This window comes from Noviherbaspirillum sp. Root189, from assembly GCF_001428545.1.
GTDB lineage: Bacteria > Pseudomonadota > Gammaproteobacteria > Burkholderiales > Burkholderiaceae_D > Noviherbaspirillum.
In genome coordinates this window covers 144,079-160,519 of the sequence record NZ_LMHZ01000045.1, presented here as the reverse complement: position 1 = coordinate 160,519, position 16,441 = coordinate 144,079, and the positions used below count along the sequence as shown (strand labels likewise).

At 57.4% G+C, this 16,441-nt stretch carries 13 protein-coding genes; 6 read left to right on the top strand and 7 right to left on the bottom strand.

The window, feature by feature from the left end:
• Window positions 1-38 precede the first annotated feature (38 nt).
• The 3 genes from cydB to ASE07_RS22005 form a co-directional block, all read right to left on the bottom strand.
• Window positions 39-1,046 (bottom strand): cytochrome d ubiquinol oxidase subunit II, encoded by a 1,008-nt coding sequence (cydB, locus tag ASE07_RS22015; RefSeq protein WP_057292968.1) that lies wholly within the window; start codon window positions 1,044-1,046, stop codon window positions 39-41.
• Window positions 1,043-2,437 (bottom strand): cytochrome ubiquinol oxidase subunit I, encoded by a 1,395-nt coding sequence (locus tag ASE07_RS22010; RefSeq protein WP_057292967.1) that lies wholly within the window; start codon window positions 2,435-2,437, stop codon window positions 1,043-1,045. Before ASE07_RS22010 ends, cydB begins: the two co-directional genes overlap by 4 nt.
• Window positions 2,438-2,615: 178 nt before the next feature.
• Window positions 2,616-3,452: a universal stress protein gene (locus tag ASE07_RS22005; RefSeq protein WP_057292966.1), complete on the bottom strand. Its 837-nt coding sequence runs from the start codon at window positions 3,450-3,452 to the stop codon at window positions 2,616-2,618.
• Between the two features lie 205 nt (window positions 3,453-3,657).
• Here ASE07_RS22005 and ASE07_RS22000 point away from each other — a divergent pair, with 205 nt between their 5' ends.
• Window positions 3,658-4,560 (top strand): Mut7-C RNAse domain-containing protein, encoded by a 903-nt coding sequence (locus ASE07_RS22000; protein ID WP_082584378.1) that lies wholly within the window; start codon window positions 3,658-3,660, stop codon window positions 4,558-4,560.
• Window positions 4,561-4,607: 47 nt separating this feature from the next.
• A complete protein-coding gene (locus ASE07_RS21995; protein ID WP_057292965.1) occupies window positions 4,608-5,213 on the top strand; it encodes a DUF938 domain-containing protein in 606 nt (201 codons plus the stop codon).
• A 21-nt stretch (window positions 5,214-5,234) separates the two neighbouring features.
• Here the strand turns inward: ASE07_RS21995 and ASE07_RS21990 are convergent, their stop codons facing one another.
• Together ASE07_RS21990 and ASE07_RS21985 are read right to left on the bottom strand one after the other, a co-directional pair.
• Window positions 5,235-8,342, bottom strand: a complete 3,108-nt coding sequence (locus tag ASE07_RS21990) for a bifunctional diguanylate cyclase/phosphodiesterase (protein WP_057292964.1) — start codon at window positions 8,340-8,342, stop codon at window positions 5,235-5,237.
• A 409-nt stretch (window positions 8,343-8,751) separates the two neighbouring features.
• Window positions 8,752-11,118, bottom strand: a complete 2,367-nt coding sequence (locus tag ASE07_RS21985) for a GspE/PulE family protein (RefSeq protein ID WP_057292963.1) — start codon at window positions 11,116-11,118, stop codon at window positions 8,752-8,754.
• A 440-nt stretch (window positions 11,119-11,558) separates the two neighbouring features.
• Here ASE07_RS21985 and ASE07_RS21980 point away from each other — a divergent pair, with 440 nt between their 5' ends.
• Window positions 11,559-12,326, top strand: coding sequence for a 3',5'-cyclic-nucleotide phosphodiesterase (locus ASE07_RS21980; RefSeq protein WP_057292962.1), 768 nt, complete (start codon window positions 11,559-11,561; stop codon window positions 12,324-12,326).
• 93 nt (window positions 12,327-12,419) lie between these two features.
• Entirely contained in the window at window positions 12,420-12,623 is a 204-nt protein-coding gene (locus tag ASE07_RS21975) for a hypothetical protein (RefSeq protein WP_057292961.1), read from the top strand.
• A 75-nt stretch (window positions 12,624-12,698) separates the two neighbouring features.
• Here ASE07_RS21975 and ASE07_RS21970 read toward each other — a convergent pair whose 3' ends face one another.
• Window positions 12,699-13,631, bottom strand: a complete 933-nt coding sequence (locus ASE07_RS21970) for a YihY/virulence factor BrkB family protein (protein WP_057292960.1) — start codon at window positions 13,629-13,631, stop codon at window positions 12,699-12,701.
• A gap of 216 nt (window positions 13,632-13,847) precedes the next feature.
• Here ASE07_RS21970 and ASE07_RS21965 point away from each other — a divergent pair, with 216 nt between their 5' ends.
• The gene (locus ASE07_RS21965) at window positions 13,848-14,372 is read left to right on the top strand and encodes a glycine zipper 2TM domain-containing protein (RefSeq protein WP_082584386.1); all 525 of its coding nucleotides are present in this window, start codon (window positions 13,848-13,850) and stop codon (window positions 14,370-14,372) included.
• A gap of 30 nt (window positions 14,373-14,402) precedes the next feature.
• On the opposite strand, the gene ASE07_RS21960 is transcribed toward ASE07_RS21965, so the two are convergent.
• On the bottom strand, window positions 14,403-15,536 hold the full coding sequence (locus ASE07_RS21960; protein WP_057292958.1) for a glycosyltransferase family 4 protein: 1,134 nt from the start codon (window positions 15,534-15,536) through the stop codon (window positions 14,403-14,405).
• 515 nt (window positions 15,537-16,051) lie between these two features.
• On the opposite strand from ASE07_RS21960, the gene ASE07_RS21955 reads away from it, so the two are divergent.
• On the top strand, window positions 16,052-16,354 hold the full coding sequence (locus ASE07_RS21955) for an HU family DNA-binding protein (protein ID WP_268793459.1): 303 nt from the start codon (window positions 16,052-16,054) through the stop codon (window positions 16,352-16,354).
• Window positions 16,355-16,441 lie beyond the last annotated feature (87 nt).

Sequence of the window (16,441 nt, the reverse complement as noted above, 5' to 3'; positions counted from 1 at the left end):
AGTCGCTCCGTCGCTGAATCGCGTATTCGCTGACCGGCTCAGTGATACCCCTCGCCGGGTTGCAGCCGCCCTCGAAACAACCAGAACACGAATACCGTATAGCCGAGCACCATGGGCAGCAGGACCGCAGCGCCGACCAGGAAGAAGAACTGCGACGAAGGGTCCGCCGCCGCCTGCCAGATGGTCAGCGACGGCGGCACCAGGTAAGGCGCATTGGAGATCACCAGGCCCAGATAAGCGAGCAGGAACATTCCCGTCGCGCAGGCGAACGGCAATACATCGCGATGCCGGCGCATGCCGTGCCAGCAAAGCCACGCGAGGATGGCCGTCGCGATCGGTATCGGCGCCAGCAGGTACAGGTTGGGAAGGCTGAACCAGCGTTGCGCAATCCTGTCGATCTGCAAGGGCGTCCACAGGCTGACCACCGCGATAAAGGCCAGCATGGCAAACAACAGCAGTTCACCAAGGCGGCGTGCGTGATCGGCGACCGCACCGCCGGTTTTCATCATCAGCCAGGTCGCGCCCAGCAATCCATAACCCGCTACCAATGCCAACCCGCACATCAGGCTGAAGGGACTCAGCCAATCCAGTGCGCCGCCGGCGAACTGGCCGTCCTGTACGCGAATTTCCTGAAGCAGGGCGCCCAGCACCACACCCTGGGAAAATGTTGCCAGTATCGACCCGGCCGTAAAAGATAGATCCCAGTGATGATGCGTAGGCTTCGCCACCCAGCGGAATTCGAAGGCGACGCCGCGAAAGATCAGTGCGAGCAGCATCACGATGACCGGCAGATAGACTGCGGGAAGAATGATGGCATACGCTTTCGGAAAAGCCACCCAGAGGCCGACGCCGCCCATCACCAGCCATGTTTCATTGCCGTCCCAGTAAGGCGCCACCGAGTTCATCGCAAGGTCCCGCTCCGCTTCATCCTTGAGAAAAGGAAACAGGATGCCGATCCCCAGATCCACGCCGTCAAGCACGACATAAAGCGCCACCGACAAGCCGATGATCAGTGCCCAGATGACAGGAAGCATATCGTCGCTCATTCCGTTCCCCCTTCCGTGCGTTGCACCGCAGACAGCGGCCGGTTCGGCAAGGCTTCGGCTTCGCGCGGATCGACTTGCGGACCCTTGACCAGCATGCGGTGGATATAGCGTATGCCGACAGAAAACACCACGCAGTACACCAGCACGAACATTGCCAGGGAGATCGCAACAGTTGATGCCGCGATCGGTGAAGTCGCGTCCGCAGTACGCAGTACGCCAAAGACAACCCAGGGCTGGCGGCCGATCTCGGTGACCATCCAGCCTGCCAGGATCGCAACGAAACCCAGTGGCCAGCATCGGCCCACTGCGCGCAAATACCAGTCAGTCACAAACAACCGCTTGCGCCACCACAGGAAGGCGCCAGTGAAACCAATCGCGATCATCAGCAAGCCGATGCCCACCATCAGGCGAAACATGAAGAACACCGGAATGATCGGCGGCCGGTTCTCCGGTTTGAATTCCAGCAGTCCGGGAAACTTGCCGTCCCATTCATGGGTAAGCACAAGACTGCCGACGTTGGGCAGCGATACTTCCCAATGATTACGTTCGGCCTGGGCATCCGGCCAGGCAAAGATGACAAACGGCGCAGGTTTGGAACCATCCCAGTGAGCTTCGATGGCGGCGATTTTTGCCGGCTGATGCTTCAGGGTATTGAGGCCATGGAAATCGCCGACGATGAGTTGCAGCGGTGCGAGCACCGCCACCATGCCGAGACCCATGCGTATCATCGTGCGCGCTTCACGCTCGAAGCGGGCGGCCAGCACATAACGTGCACCGGTCGCCAGCACGACCAGCGAGGTCGTCAGGTAGGTCGCAATCATCATGTGGGTAAACCGGTAGGGAAAACTGGGATTGAAGATGATTTGCATCCAGTCGACCGGATAGGTAATGCCGTCGCGCACCGCGAAACCGGCGGGTGTATGCATCCAGCTATTGGCTGCGAGGATCCAGAAGCCGGAAAGGGCGGTTCCGGCAGCGACAATCACCGATGCCAGGGTATGCATCCACGGCGGCAACCGGTTCCAGCCGAACAGCATCGCGCCGAGAAAACTGGCCTCAAGGAAGAATGCGGTAAGGACCTCATAACCGAACAAGGGACCTATCGTATTGCCGACCACTTCCGAATAGCGGCTCCAGTTAGTGCCGATCTGATAGGACAGGACGATGCCGGAAACGACGCCCATGGCAAACGAGACGGCAAAGATCTTGGTCCAGAAGCGCGCCAGCAAATGGAAATGAGGCTGGCCGCTGCGTAGCCAGAGAATTTCCAGGGTGGCGATGAAAGCGGAAAGGCCAATCGAAAACGCGGGAAAGATGATATGGAAACTGATCGTAAAGGCAAACTGTATGCGCGCCAGCAGTGTCGCGTCGACACCGGCAATTGTTTCCATTGTCCTCTCCGAAAAAGACAGTGCGTGGTCGCCGAAGCGGCAAACCGCAGGGGCACTGCAATACCAGATCACTGCAAAAACAAACACTAACGAACCAAAGCCGCCCCGGGCACCAAATATCCTTACACCGGTAGACCAGCGCGGCATTGACGCGTCAATGCGTTAATGCGTTAAAGCTTCAATGCGACATCAGGACCGGTACGGGCATCGCTTCCAGCATGCTGCGTGTCACTTCACCAAGCACCCATTCCCGAAAGCGGGCATGTCCGTATCCGCCCATGATGATGAGGTCGGCGCCCGCTTCGAGCGCCAGAGAACGAAGCGACTCGCCGACTGGCGACATAGCATTGCGTTGCAGGGTCTCGATGCGAACGCCGTGCCGCTTCAGGTACTGGGCGATTTCACTTCCCGCAGGTACGCTGTGCGCGCTTGCGGCTCCTGTCCGGAATATCACAACATCGATATGTTGCGCCCGCTTCAGCAAGGGCAGAGCGGCGGACACGGCGCGAGCTGCTTCCATGCTTGCATCCCAGGCGATCAACACCCGGTTTCCGATATTCTCGAAACGCCCGGCATGCGGCACGATCAGCACGGGGCGGGATGAATTTAATACTACGTACTGTGGAAAATCCGGCATCACCACCGGCGACACTTCACCTGGATCATTCTGGCCAATCACAACAAGGTCTGCATAACGTGCCTGCAGGCAAATGCCGCCGCCAGCTTCGTCATCGACCAGGCGTTTCTCAAATGACGCAAGGCCAAGTTTTTGCACCGTAGCGTCAAAGTCCTCTAGTCCCCGCCGTGCGCGCTCACGCAGAAAATCGAGGTGCGTCCGCAAGTTCGGGTCAAGCTCCGCCAGCAGGCGCGCCTGCACCAGAAACCGCGATGCGCCGGTCATCGCGGTTCCTATAAGGTGAGCGTTTTCCGTCATGGCAACAGCGGCCGCAAGTTTGATGCGTTCTCCCGCCCGTGTCGACTCGTCGACATGGACAAGGATGGTTTTATAGGACATGGGACTCTCTTTCGCACGGACGCAATGAGGCTGTCGCAGCGCCTCCGGGAATTAGACAGGATGAATAATCGAATGCCGGAACGGATACGCTCGCCATTGATTCGCGTCAAAGTTTCGCAGGCGTCAGTACGAAGTATTCATGCATTTCCGAGGATAGGGAGGCTGCGGCGTGGCAACACTTGAATTCAGGTGAATGCACCATAGAATGAAAGTGGACCATCATGAACATGACGAACTCAAACTCAACTTCAAGCTCAACAGCAAGGCCGTCCGGGATACTTCCAATGTCTCCGGTGTGCCGGTCAAACAGTCGACGCCGCCCGCACCCGGGACCCACATCGGGTGGCCGCCGGTGACAACGGTGCATTTTCGGTTCTACGCCGAACTGAACGATTTTCTTGCGCCGTGGCAGCGGTCGAGAATCTTCAGCCAGACCTGCTCGCGCGACGCGAGTGTCAAACATATGATCGAGGCACTTGGCGTGCCGCACACCGAAGTGGAGCTTATTCTTGTCGACGGTCTCTCGGTCGACTTTGCACATCGGCTTGCGGATGGTGAATTCGTCAGTGTCTATCCCGCATTCAATACCATTGACGTAAGCCCACTGGTTCTCCTGCGTCCACCGCACACGAGGCCAGCGCGGTTTATCGCCGATGCCCATCTTGGTCAGCTTGCGCGCAACCTTCGAATGCTGGGCTTCGATGTCCTCTATCGTAACGATTACAGCGATGCGGAGGTGGCGCGCATCGCTGCCGGCGAACACCGGGTGGTGCTGACGCGCGACCGTGACCTGCTGATCAGGAAGGAAATTGTGCATGGCTGTTATTTGCACTCGGTCGGCTGCGAAGAACAATTGGCTGAAGTGCTGACCCGCCTCGAACTGGCGCGCTCGGCGCAAGCGTTCAGTCGCTGCCTCAACTGCAATGGCCTGCTGCAGGCTGTGGCCAAGCGTGATGTCGAACACCGCGTGCCGCTGCATAGCCGGATGGTGTATGACCGCTTCTACGAATGCCAGGGATGTCTGCAAGTGTACTGGGAGGGTTCGCACGTCGCGCGCATGCGGCAACGGGTCGAAAAGATGCTCGGCAGCTCGGGCACGGACGGGTAGAAGTTTTTTTGGTATAACCAGGGTTTCGACCACCCGTCCTGCCTGTGATGAACAAACCCTTTTCCGTCGCTTGCGAACGCAATCGCGATCCTATCCTTGTCGTGCTGCAAGAGGCCTTGCGGGATTGTCGGCATGTCCTTGAGATTGGCAGCGGTACCGGGCAGCATGCAGTGTATTTCGGCGCCGCCTTGCCACACCTGGTATGGCAAACCAGCGATCTGCCTGAAAACCACGAGGGCATCCTCGCGTGGCTCCATGAAGCGGGGTTGCCGAACGTGCTGCCGCCGCTGCTGCTCGACGCGTCGGGGCAGGGGTGGCCGCGGCAGGGTTTCGATGCGGTCTACACCGCGAACACCTGTCACATCATGTCGTGGGATGAAGTAGAGGCCATGTTTGCCGGTGTCGGGCGCTTGCTGCCGGAAGGTGGCCTGTTTTGCCTATACGGCCCGTTCAACTATAACGGGCGCTTCACCAGCGAAAGCAATGCCCAATTCGATGCGATGTTGCGTGCGCAGGTGCCGCATCGCGGGATACGGGATATCGAAAAGATTGTGGCGCTCGCCTCCGCGCAGGGCATGCACCTTGAGCTTGAGGACGACCATGCGATGCCGGCAAATAACCGGCTTCTGGTTTTTCGCAAAGGAGACTCTTGATGAAAACGCGCGTCCTGCCGATCAATGCAGATGCAGGTTTGACTGGGCACGCAACAGGTCGCCAAAGTTTTCGGCTGGCATCGGTTCGCTGAAGTAATATCCCTGCACGCTGTCACAGGCATTCTCGCGCAGAAAATCGAACTGTTGCTGCGTCTCCGCCCCTTCGGCGATCACGCTACATTCCAGGCTGTGCGCCAGGCTGATGATGGCTTTGGTAATGGCCGAGTCACTGCGGCTGTAAGGCAAGCCTTGCACAAATGACTGGTCAATCTTGACGGCACGTATCGGAAACTGTTTGAGGTAGGAGAGCGAAGAATAGCCGGCGCCGAAATCGTCGATGGCGACGCTGACTTCGAGTCGTTGCAAGTCGTTCAGGACGTCGATCGCTTTTTCCGGATTGCTCATGATCGCGCTTTCCGTAATCTCGAGTTCCAGATAACGCGCTTCCAGTCCGGTCTCGCGCAGGATGTCGGACAGCTTTTCGATCAGACGGTCATCCGCCAATTGGCGTGAAGAGAGATTGACCGCCACTTTCAGCCGTGCACTGCTGGCAAGCTGCCACTGTTTGTTCTGCGCACAGGCAGTGCGAAGTACCCAATAACCAATCGAATGGATGAGCCCCGTTTCTTCGGCCAAGCGGATGAAGCGATGCGGCGGCACAGCGCCAAATGTCGGATGCTGCCAGCGCAGCAAGGCTTCCATGCCACTGATGCGATTGGTCAGTACGTCGATCTTCGGCTGATAGTAAAGGGACAGCTGGTCCATTTCGATCGCTGTGCTGAGCGCGGACTCCAGCGCGAACCGCTCCTGCGCATCCCGATTCATCGCAGGTGAATAATAGCGATAACTGTTGCGTCCTAGCGCCTTGGCGCAGTACATCGCCTTGTCGGCATGTTTGATCAGCGTATCGGCGTCGACGCCGTCGCTTGGGAAACTGCTGATGCCGATACTGGTACTGATACGCAGCGGCTCCTGTCCGACTTCAAACGGCGGCCTGAATGCGGACAGTATCTTTTCGGCAATCACGCCGCCTCGATGCGGTTCATCGACATTTTCCACCAGCACGACAAACTCATCGCCGCCGAGCCGCCCGACGGTATCCGACTCGCGCAGGATGTCTTGCAGGCGCCTGGCTGTTTCCTTCAGCACCAGGTCGCCGATCGCATGGCCGAGGGTGTCATTGATCAGCTTGAAGCGGTCGAGATCCAGGAATAGCACTTCCAGCGAACGGCCGGGCCGTTCCGCAATCGTTAGCGCATGTTCCAGCCGCTGGTAAAACAGCACGCGGTTGGGCAAGCCTGTCAGCGAATCGTAGTGGGCCAGATAAGCCATCTGTTCCTGGGTCCGCTTGCGGTCAGTGATATCGCGAACAAAGAACATCGATGCAAACTTACCGGAATGCATGAAGGTTGACGAACTCATCTCCACGTCGATTGCCGTTCCGTCAAGGCGCAACAAGGTCACTTCGGCTGGAGGCAGTGCTTGCCCTTCTTTTACATGCTTCATGCGCGTGCGGACAAGTTCGTGAAAGCGCGGATCGAGGAAGGAAAACACCGAGTGTCCAATGATGTCTTCCATCCGCGTGGCACCGATGAGGGTCATGGCGGCCCGATTGGCAAGAATGAACCTGCCATTCTGCTGTGCAAGAATCGCATCGGGAGATAATTCCACCACCGTGCGATAGCGCTCGTTCGCTTCACGCAGCAGGTTTTCCGCTGCCTTGGCATCGGTGATGTCTTGCACGGTGCCAGCCATCTCGCGTACGTGTCCCTCCGCGTCGATGATGCATCGTCCATGTGCTGCGACGTAACGGACATCGCCGTTTGGCAAAAGAATGCGATGTTCAAGATAAAACGGTTTGCGGGTGGCGCGGCAAGTGTGGATGGCCGCCTGAACCGCAGGGAAATCGTCCGGGTGCACTGGGCGTCGACAGTTTTCCGGAGTGGTCGGGAATGACCCCTTGTCGACTCCCATAATGCGATAAAGCTCGTCCGACCATGTCACTTCCCGCGTTTGCGGATTCCAGTTCCAGCTCCCAAGCTTTGCCAGCTGCTGCGCATCGGCGAGCTGTCGTTCGCGCATCGCGAGCGTATTTTCGACTTGCTTGCGCGCTTCGATGTCGCTGACCAGTTCTTCTGTGCGTTCGGCCACTCGCTGCTCGAGCTTGTCACGCTCCGCGCGCAGTTCGCGTTGAGTGAATTGATTGCGGTAGACGAGGCTTGCCAGGGCAAGCCCGGTGGTGCCCATGATGCCGACGTAGACCATCAGTAAGGTCAATGACACATTGCTTGAAACATTAACTGCAGGACCGAGTGTAAAAGGTCCCAGGCCGCGTCCGGTGTTCCATACGGCAATGCTGCAGATTGCGGCGGTTGCCCAGCTGACTGCCGAAAAATTAAATCGAAACGCCGCCCATAACATAAAAGGAATTGGTACAAAGGCAACCGGCAAGTTGCCAAGCGCACTGCCCAAGGTTGCCTGGCTGACGACCAGCAACAAGATACAAAACACCACTCCCTCGACGACTCTTGCTGCCTTGTATCGCATACCGGAAAACGGATTCCACGCCATCAGGAGCGGAACGCCGACGATCATGCCGGTGGCATCGCCGAGCCACCATGTCAGCCAGTTGACTGTCAGCATTTCTGGGGTGTGCGGATAAGCCAGCGCTACGGCGGTGACGCCAAAGAGAGCGCCAATGAGTGAGCAGGCGACTGCAATGCCGACAAAACGGAAGATAGATCCACGCTGTATGAAACCCGGTTCGGTGTTGTATAGCCGCTTCAGCAGCCATGCCATTGCGCAAGCTTCCAGGGCGCTGCCAAGTCCAATCAGCAGCGCGGACTGCAGGGGGAGGCCGGCACTTACAACGCTCAGAAGCGCACCCAGCAGAATGGCCGGTGCAATCCAGGGGCCGCGCTTGAGTACCGCCCACACACCGAGGGCGGCGGGTGGCCACAAAGGGCTGACCGTACCGGGCAACATACCCAGTCTGGCCGAAATCTGACAGCTTAAGTAATAGAAGGCAGCTAGCAGGCAAAACGTGGCGAAGTAAGAGATGCCGCCTGTAAAAATATCCCGCCAGGTATAACCGCCCGTATGATTTTTTAGGATGCTGATCCGCTCCATCTCAAGCCTTCCGTCGGAGAAGTCATGAAGAGTCCAACTGCGCAGGCAGGACGGCAGTCATGCAGCCACTATGCCACTGTAGCCTTGTGGCTGTTTGAATCTTCTCAAGCGAATGTCGTGCACCTATGGTCGACGTAGGACTTTTTAATTTCTCCACGGTTCCATGACATTTCCAACTTCCTCCCGCGAGAGCGCTACGGAGACACGTAGATTTATATTTCAGGAAGCGCAACTATTTTGCGTTTTGTTAAACCAGTAAGCGATAGCTTCTATTAAGAAATCCCTATCCTTGGTGCTTGGCCGGTTCACACAGGTTCGATTTGCCGCCAGATTTCGCAGGTGCAGAGGGCCTAATACCTGATGACGCAGGACCTGTCCCGTCGAACGTGTCGAAGAATCCTGCGCCTGCTTACTTGATACACACCGCCCGCACTTGCTTGATATCGGTAATCCCTGACAGGATTTTCTCAATACCATCCATCTTCAAGGTCAGCATGCCATCTTCTAGCGCAGCGGCCAGCATCACTGCAACACGGCTGTGTTCCTGGATCAGGCGTTTCAGCTTGTCTGTCCCGATCATCAGTTCATGCAGGCCGACACGTCCTTGATAACCACCGCTGCACTCATCGCAGCCAACAGCCTTATACAGCCTGAACTTGCCGTTGTCGTGCGCATATCTCCCGGTCCACTCCTTGATGACGCGTTGCTGGCCTTCCTCGGGATTCTTGAAAGCCTCGGTATTGCGCAGCTCTTCGCAGTATTCCGCCAGCAGCAATTGCAGTTCTTCGGCGCTGGGTTCATAAGCCTGCTTGCAATTGGCGCACAGGCGCTTGGCGAGGCGCTGCGCCAGTACGCCGAGCAGTGCGTCGGCAAAGTTGAACGGATCCATGCCCATGTCCAGCAGGCGGACGATCGATTCGGGCGCGCTATTCGTATGCAGGGTCGCAAATACCAGGTGGCCGGTCAGTGACGCCTCGATGCCCATCGACACGGTTTCCTTGTCGCGCATTTCGCCGACCATGATGACATCGGGATCGGCCCGCAGGAAAGCCCGCATCGCCGTCGCGAAGTCCAGTCCGCTCTTGCGGTTGACCTGCACCTGGCGCAAACCTTTCTGCGTGATTTCGACCGGGTCTTCCGCCGTCCAGATCTTGGTTTCCGGCGTGTTCAGGTGATGCAGCACCGAATGCAAGGTTGTCGTCTTGCCTGAACCGGTCGGGCCGCACACGAAGAACAGGCCGTAAGGCTTGCTGACGGCGGCACGCAAGCGCGCAAGGTTATGCGGCAGTACACCCAGCTTGTCGAGGGGAATCGGATCGCCTGCCGCCAGGATGCGCATCACAATGTCTTCGACGCCGCCGGCGGATGGAATGGTGGCTACCCGCAGTTCGATATCGAGCGGACCGAATTTCTTGAACTTGATCTTGCCGTCCTGCGGCTTGCGGCGCTCGGAAATATCGAGGTCGCACATAATTTTGATCCGCGCGGAAATCGCATTGCGGTAGCTGGCCGGAATCTCGATATAAGGTTCCAGTGAGCCATCCTTGCGGAAACGGATGACGGTTTTTTCCTTGCCTGGGCGTGGTTCGATATGAATATCGGAGGCACCCTGGCGATAGGCGTCGACAATCACCTTGTTGACCAGCTTGACCAGTTCGTTTTCCGCCGCGGCGGACAAGTCGGCCTCGGAAAGTTCGACGCCATCATCGTCCTCACCTTCCATGCCGGACAACAACTCGCCGACAGAGGTGAGGTCGCCTTCGATGCCGAAGAAAACATCGATCGTCTGCCGGAATTCGCGCATGGTGGTGACGCGGTAGGTCAGCCTTGCCTTGGGGAATACGTTGTTGATCACACGCGCATTGCGCACATGCTCGGGATCGATGGCGAGGATCACGACGCCGTCGCTTGCTTCCCCGATCGGTACCCACTGGCTTTGCTCGACGAATTCACGTTTCAGGTTGCGCAGCAGGTCGACCGGCTTGACGCGGTCCGGCTTGTGCGGCTCATAAGGCACGCTGAAAAACTTGCTCAGTGAATGACCGATCAGCTGCGGCTTGACCTGGAATTCCTTGATCAGGATTTCTTCAATGTCATCGTTCTTGCGCCGTGCGGCGCGCGTGGCCAGTTCGAGTTCGGCGGCGGACAGCACCGCTTCCGAGACCAGGGCACTGTATTTGGAACGGATCAGCGGCGCCGGCTTGAGGCGCTGCGCATAGGCGATCGCCAGCGTCTTGCACAGTTCCCTGATGCCTTCTTCGGCGACCGCCGAAAAGGCTTCGCCGGTGCGGTTATTGATCAGCTGAATGGCGCCCAGCAGAGCATTGCTCTGCGCATCGATCAGCGGCGCGACCAGCATCTGCTTGGTGCGATAGCCCGTGTGCTGATCCACGCCCCGCTGGAAGTGCAGCTCCGGCGAATGCGACTTCAGCTCGCTCTCGTCATAAACATCGCGCAGGTTGATCACCCGGCGCGACAGTGACGCATAGCCGGCAATGCTTTGCGGCGACAGAGGCAACTGAAAATCTTTGAAGGAATTCAGGCCGGTCTTGACCCGTGAGACGATGCAGGTCTTATCCTCGCTCATCGCGTACAAGGTCAGCCGATCGCAATCAAACAGGTCGCACAGGTCCTGCGACAGGTCGAGCATGAGCTCGTCGAGATTGCTGGTCGCGTGGATCTTGTTGGTGACGGCCTGCAGCTTCTTGAAAAAAATAAGGCGGACATTGGTGTCGTCCGCGCCGACAGTCTTGGAGGTGCCTAGAACCGCGCTCATGTGGTCCCGTTCATACGGTGTGTTTCAATACAATCAACAGATGAGCTTACCTGGCAGGTCTCCTTGGGCGCGAAACCCGCGCTGCCTCGCAAAATCCGGTGTTGGCGTTTTGTCATCGTATTGCTGCTCAATTGGTGAGATCCGTGGTCTGCGTTTTCAGGCGTGCTGAATCGATGCAGACATTCGTTAACAAGATGCTTTCAATCATAATTGATCGCGTTGCGTAAATGTATCACTGCAGCAAGCATAATTTTCCACACTCTCTTTGTAACGACTAAAAAGCCGCAATTTAGTCGATTCAGTCTACAATCATTCAAAAAAGCAAAGGGAGGGCGGTACATGAGGATGCTTTCGGCGGTAGTCAAGGGTCCGGATGAAACCGCCCGGACAGTCACTACACCGTACTTACCATTCCGCCCGGACCGGCCGGGCATTGCGCGATGAAGCTTCAAGTACTTGGATGTGCAGGCGGCATAGGGGGCCGTGAACGGTTCACCACCAGCCTGCTCGTCGATGACAATCTCCTCCTGGACGCAGGCACGGGACTCACCGGCCTGGACGTCGACCAACTGGCGCGCATCGATAACGTCTTCATCACGCATAGCCATCTCGATCATGTGGCAGGTCTGGCATTGCTGGTCGATGCCGTACAGGGCAGGCGCAACGCACCGATTGTCGTCCACGCCACCGAAATCATCATCAACGCGCTGAAGCGACACCTGTTCAACTGGATCCTCTGGCCCGATTTCGCCGCGATTCCCGATGCCGCGCATCCGGCCTTGCAATGGAAGGTGGTCGGGCATGGCGACACGGTGGAACTCGGTGGCCGGCGCCTGACGTCCCACGCGGTTAACCATACCGTCGGGTCGGCGGCCTATCTCGTGCAGAATGGCCGCTCCGGTTTCCTGTTTACCGGAGATATGGCATCGACGCCGGAACTCTGGACCGCGATCGGCAATGAAGTGAAATTGTCCAAGGTGATTGTCGACTGTTCATTTGCCAATGCCGAACGCTGGCTGGCCGAAAAGTCGATGCATTTCTGTCCTGCCTCGCTCATCGAAGACATTCATGCGATGAACGACGCGATCGAGTTCCTGATTTACCATCTCAAGCCGGGCCAGGAAGATCTGATCATGCAGGAACTGGAAACGGGCGGGGGCGGGCGCCCGTTTCGCGCGCTGAAATGCGGAGACGTGTTCGAATTCTGAGCAGGTACCAGGGCACCAAGGCACTAGAAACGGAAACGTATCGTCAGTGGAAAACAATGAGCGATCCCAGTTACACCGACATTGCCCTCAGGCTTGAGCAGCGATCTTCGAGCCGATTGCGCTGAGTCCGAGATCGACGAAGCAACGCGGGCAGAACTGGACCAATGGCACACCACCCTTGCGATGGTGCGCAGCCAGCAATGGGATAGCGCGGAACAATCATTGCAAAGCTTGCTGGCGGGCGATCCACAGAGCGGCCTCTACCAGCTCTGCCTCGAACGGGTTGCGTACTATTGACAGCATCCGCCGGGTCCGGATTGGGATGGCGTGACGACGTTCGAAACGAAATAAGCCGGCCGGGAAGAAACGACATCAAGACGGCTGCGGGTGCGAGTCGGACTGCGCTTGTGGCTGCGGTCGTGTCCGCTCTTTTTGCCGGCTGCCAAACCAGAGCGCGTACTGATGCGTGATCTCTGCACCGAGGAAAAAAATCTGCGCAGAGTAATAGACCCATAACAGCAGGGCGATCGTTGAACTGGCGGCGCCGTAGCCACTTGCGACTTTGCTGCTGCCAAGATAAGCGCCTATGAGATTTTTGCCGATGATGAAGAGCGCGGCGGTCACCAGCGAACCAATCAGCACATCACGCCAAGGCAGCCTTACCTGAGGCAGTAGCCGGAAGATGGCAGCGAACAGGCTGGTGATCACACCGAATGAAACAACGGACGATATCGGCAGCAGAATGGCCGATGCGTCGGCCCAATAACCACCGACATATTTCTCCAACACCGCCAGCGCGGCATTGATCGAGAGCGATACCAGCAGCAGAAAAGCCAGGACTAGGATCAGGCTGAACGACAGTATCCGGGTACGAATGAAGGCCACGATCCCCGACTGGCGTGAAGGAGGGGTATGCCAGATTTCATCGAGACTGTCTTTCAGCTCGCCGAACACGGTGGTTGCGCCGACCAGCAGCAAAACAAATGCCGACATCGAAGCAATCAGACCGCTGGCCGGATTGCGTACACTGGCAAGCAAGAGCTGAATCGCCTCTGCACCGGCTTTCCCGACGAGACCGTTCAGCTCATGGAAAATGGCGCCACGCGCTGCCTCCTCGCCAAAAATCGCCCCGGCAATGGCAAGAACCATCACCAGCACCGGCGCCAGCGAGAACAGGGTATAAAAGGCAAGCGCCGCACCCTTGCTCGATGCGCGGTCGCTGACCCAGTGTTCCACTGCGCCCACTACCATCGGGCGCAGCCTCGAAAGAACACTGGCGGGAGGAGCGAGGTTTGCTGATTCCATGCGTCAATACGCCAAATTGGAAAGGTATTAGCCTCGTTCAATTATGGCGCGGTCGGCGGGCATTGCCATGCGCCAGCACAAGGGTGCAGAGGTGAACCCAGTCCAGATACCACCTGCCGCACCGGATACAACTTGTTGCAACCATTACGAGCCGACACTGGAGTCGCATCGCGCTTTGTCGTTTAATTGGCCTATCAATTCTATCGAGAACACATCATGAAAGCCTTCGCTACCAAAGCTCTTGCCTCCCTGCTCGTAGCCGGAATGTTGACCGCCTGCGCAAGCCCCGGTTATGGTCCGGTTGCTACCCAGCCTTACCCATCGAGTGCGGGTGGCTATCCGGCCGGAACCTATCCTTCCAGGCCTTACCCGGCCACATCGCCTTCCTATGCCTATAGCTATGGAACCGTGGATTCGATCCAGGTTGTACAAGGACAAGGTGCGCCGGCCGCAAACAACGGTATCGGTCTCGGTACGGTAGTAGGCGGTGTGGTTGGCGGTCTGTTAGGCAATCAGGTGGGCAGCGGCAGTGGCCGGAAAGCTGCGACTGTCGCTGGCGTTGTCGGCGGCGCGGTCGTGGGTAACCAGATGGAACAGCGCAACGGACAGGTGCGCGATGCCTACCAGGTTGGGGTGAGGATGGATAATGGCAGTTACCGCACCGTGGTGCAGGACAATGTGGCCGATCTGTACGTGGGTGGGCGGGTACGTATCGAAAACGACCGTGCGTATCGTCAATAGGAAATCTGCTCCAAGCGACCCAACTCAACTTTAAGTGACACGGTGATTCATCGAGGGTGATGGATGGCTGGTGCCCGATGTCGCATAGCGACAGGCGGCCACCAGCCCGCTCGCCGCGCTTGCATAAGTGTAGTCGCTCGCCATACTGACACTTGCACGCGAAAACCTGTCCCAGGCTGATTGATCCGACAGCAGCATTGCGGCTGCCGTACTCCAGGCGCCGGAGTCGAGATCTTCCACCAATCCATTACGGCCATGTACGATCAGCTCATTGGCCACGCCGGCATGTGGCGAGACCAGCACCGGTAACCCGGCGGCACAGGCTTCATTGGCCACCACGCCCCAAGGGTCCCACAGAGTTGGAAACAGAAAGATCTTCGCCGAATGATACAGCGAGGGCAGCGCTTCATGCGCAACAAAGCCCTGGAACCGCGCATCGACCTGGGCCGCATGTTGCGCGGCATACGCCCTCAGTGCATCGTCCTGCTCGCCGGCGCCCACGAACAGGATGCTGACTTTCCGCCCCAGCTTGCGCGCCGTGTGCAAGGCGACCTCAAATGCAAACATGGGATTTTTGACCGGCTCGATCCGGCCGCAAAACAGAAAATCGACATCCCGTTCCTGTGCGTTTCCAGAATTCGCGAATACCGCATTATCAATGCACAGGCAGGAGCGGAAGCAAGCTTCATCAGCAATGCCATAGCTGCGATGCAAGCGGCGACCGCCAGAGCTTGCTGATACAAAAGCCGCACTGCGTGCATACACGAGGCGACGCACTGCCTTGTGCCACTTGCCCAAGCCCTGTTCCGACACATCTGTACCATCCGTCATCGCGACATGGGGAATATGTTTTGCCAAGCAATAGGCAAAGGCATACAAGTGTGTGGGATTGAAGCCGCCGGTGACCACGACATGTGGCGCAAAGCGGTGCAGCGCGCGCACGACGCCGGGATTGTTATGGATATAACGTCCGCGAATCGTGATGATCCGTTCACGCAGAAATTCATGACCGAAGTCAAGCGAAGGAATTTCCCACAAGCGGTTCGGTTCGCGTCGCGTACAAAACAATACCTGCAGCGTGACGCCCGGCGTGCGATCCAGCGCCTGAAAGAACGGTACGCGGTAAGGTGGTAGTTCATTGGAAACGAGAGAGATGCGCAACATCGTTGACCTGCTCATATTGTGAATGGCGACTGTTTCGGGCAATCCCTGCAACGGGCAGTACGTGTGATCGTGTTTGCCGCGTCTTGTTCAATGTCTCCCTCCCGAAGGCAGAGATATATCAACTGGTCACCACCACTGCCCAAATTTGAGGCATGGATTATGCCGCGATGCGCATCGATGGTGCATCTTGCGATAGCAAGACCGAGACCGAGACCATCTCCATACGTCAAAGTCGTACACCACATTTTCTACAGATCGCCCGGTACGCAAACGGTTCTGCCACCATGATGCATCCTGGTATCAAACCATAAGCGGCGTAAAAGCAGCCTTGTCGGCATGTCTCTGTCAGCAGGAAACGGACCGTCAGATTCGGGGTTGTTGGTAAGGGCAAAAACGGCCAAATCTCACAGGATTGGCTTGATTGGAGGGTAAAGCCAACACAATTGCGAAATTATTTGTTCCAGAAAGTAATTTTCCGCGCAAACCCGCAGCCAGACGCCATTTCTTTTGTTAGAATCTGCTCCTTTTCTGAAAGGAATGCGATGAACAAAACTGAACTGGTAGATGCAATTGCAGCAGAGTGCGATCTCTCGAAAACCGCTGCGCAACGCGCACTGGACTCGGTGATCAACAATATTGTCAAAGCTGTTGCAGAAGGCAAGACCGTCCAGCTGGTCGGTTTCGGTAGCTTCGGCAGCGGCACACGTGCAGAACGCACTGGCCGTAATCCGCGTACCGGCGAAGAAATCAAGATCGCTTCCGCAAAGACTGTGAAATTCTCCGCAGGCAAAGCATTCAAGGACGCCGTCAACAGCTGATCCTTCAGGCGAGGCGCCCCGGGCGTTCTCGCCGCATCCGGGCCTGCTGTTATCGACGCAGGCATCCGCGAACAAGCACTCCAATTC

Bases quoted from the DNA above. Each gene is read 5' to 3' on its own strand.
- cydB (WP_057292968.1), bottom strand. From the start codon at position 1,046: ATGAGCGACGATATGCTTCCTGTCATCTGGGCACTGATCATCGGCTTG.
- ASE07_RS22010 (WP_057292967.1), bottom strand. From the start codon at position 2,437: ATGGAAACAATTGCCGGTGTCGACGCGACACTGCTGGCGCGCATACAG.
- ASE07_RS22005 (WP_057292966.1), bottom strand. From the start codon at position 3,452: ATGTCCTATAAAACCATCCTTGTCCATGTCGACGAGTCGACACGGGCG.
- ASE07_RS22000 (WP_082584378.1), top strand. From the start codon at position 3,658: ATGAAAGTGGACCATCATGAACATGACGAACTCAAACTCAACTTCAAG.
- ASE07_RS21995 (WP_057292965.1), top strand. From the start codon at position 4,608: ATGAACAAACCCTTTTCCGTCGCTTGCGAACGCAATCGCGATCCTATC.
- ASE07_RS21990 (WP_057292964.1), bottom strand. From the start codon at position 8,342: ATGGAGCGGATCAGCATCCTAAAAAATCATACGGGCGGTTATACCTGG.
- ASE07_RS21985 (WP_057292963.1), bottom strand. From the start codon at position 11,118: ATGAGCGCGGTTCTAGGCACCTCCAAGACTGTCGGCGCGGACGACACC.
- ASE07_RS21980 (WP_057292962.1), top strand. From the start codon at position 11,559: ATGAAGCTTCAAGTACTTGGATGTGCAGGCGGCATAGGGGGCCGTGAA.
- ASE07_RS21970 (WP_057292960.1), bottom strand. From the start codon at position 13,631: ATGGAATCAGCAAACCTCGCTCCTCCCGCCAGTGTTCTTTCGAGGCTG.
- ASE07_RS21965 (WP_082584386.1), top strand. From the start codon at position 13,848: ATGAAAGCCTTCGCTACCAAAGCTCTTGCCTCCCTGCTCGTAGCCGGA.
- ASE07_RS21960 (WP_057292958.1), bottom strand. From the start codon at position 15,536: ATGTTGCGCATCTCTCTCGTTTCCAATGAACTACCACCTTACCGCGTA.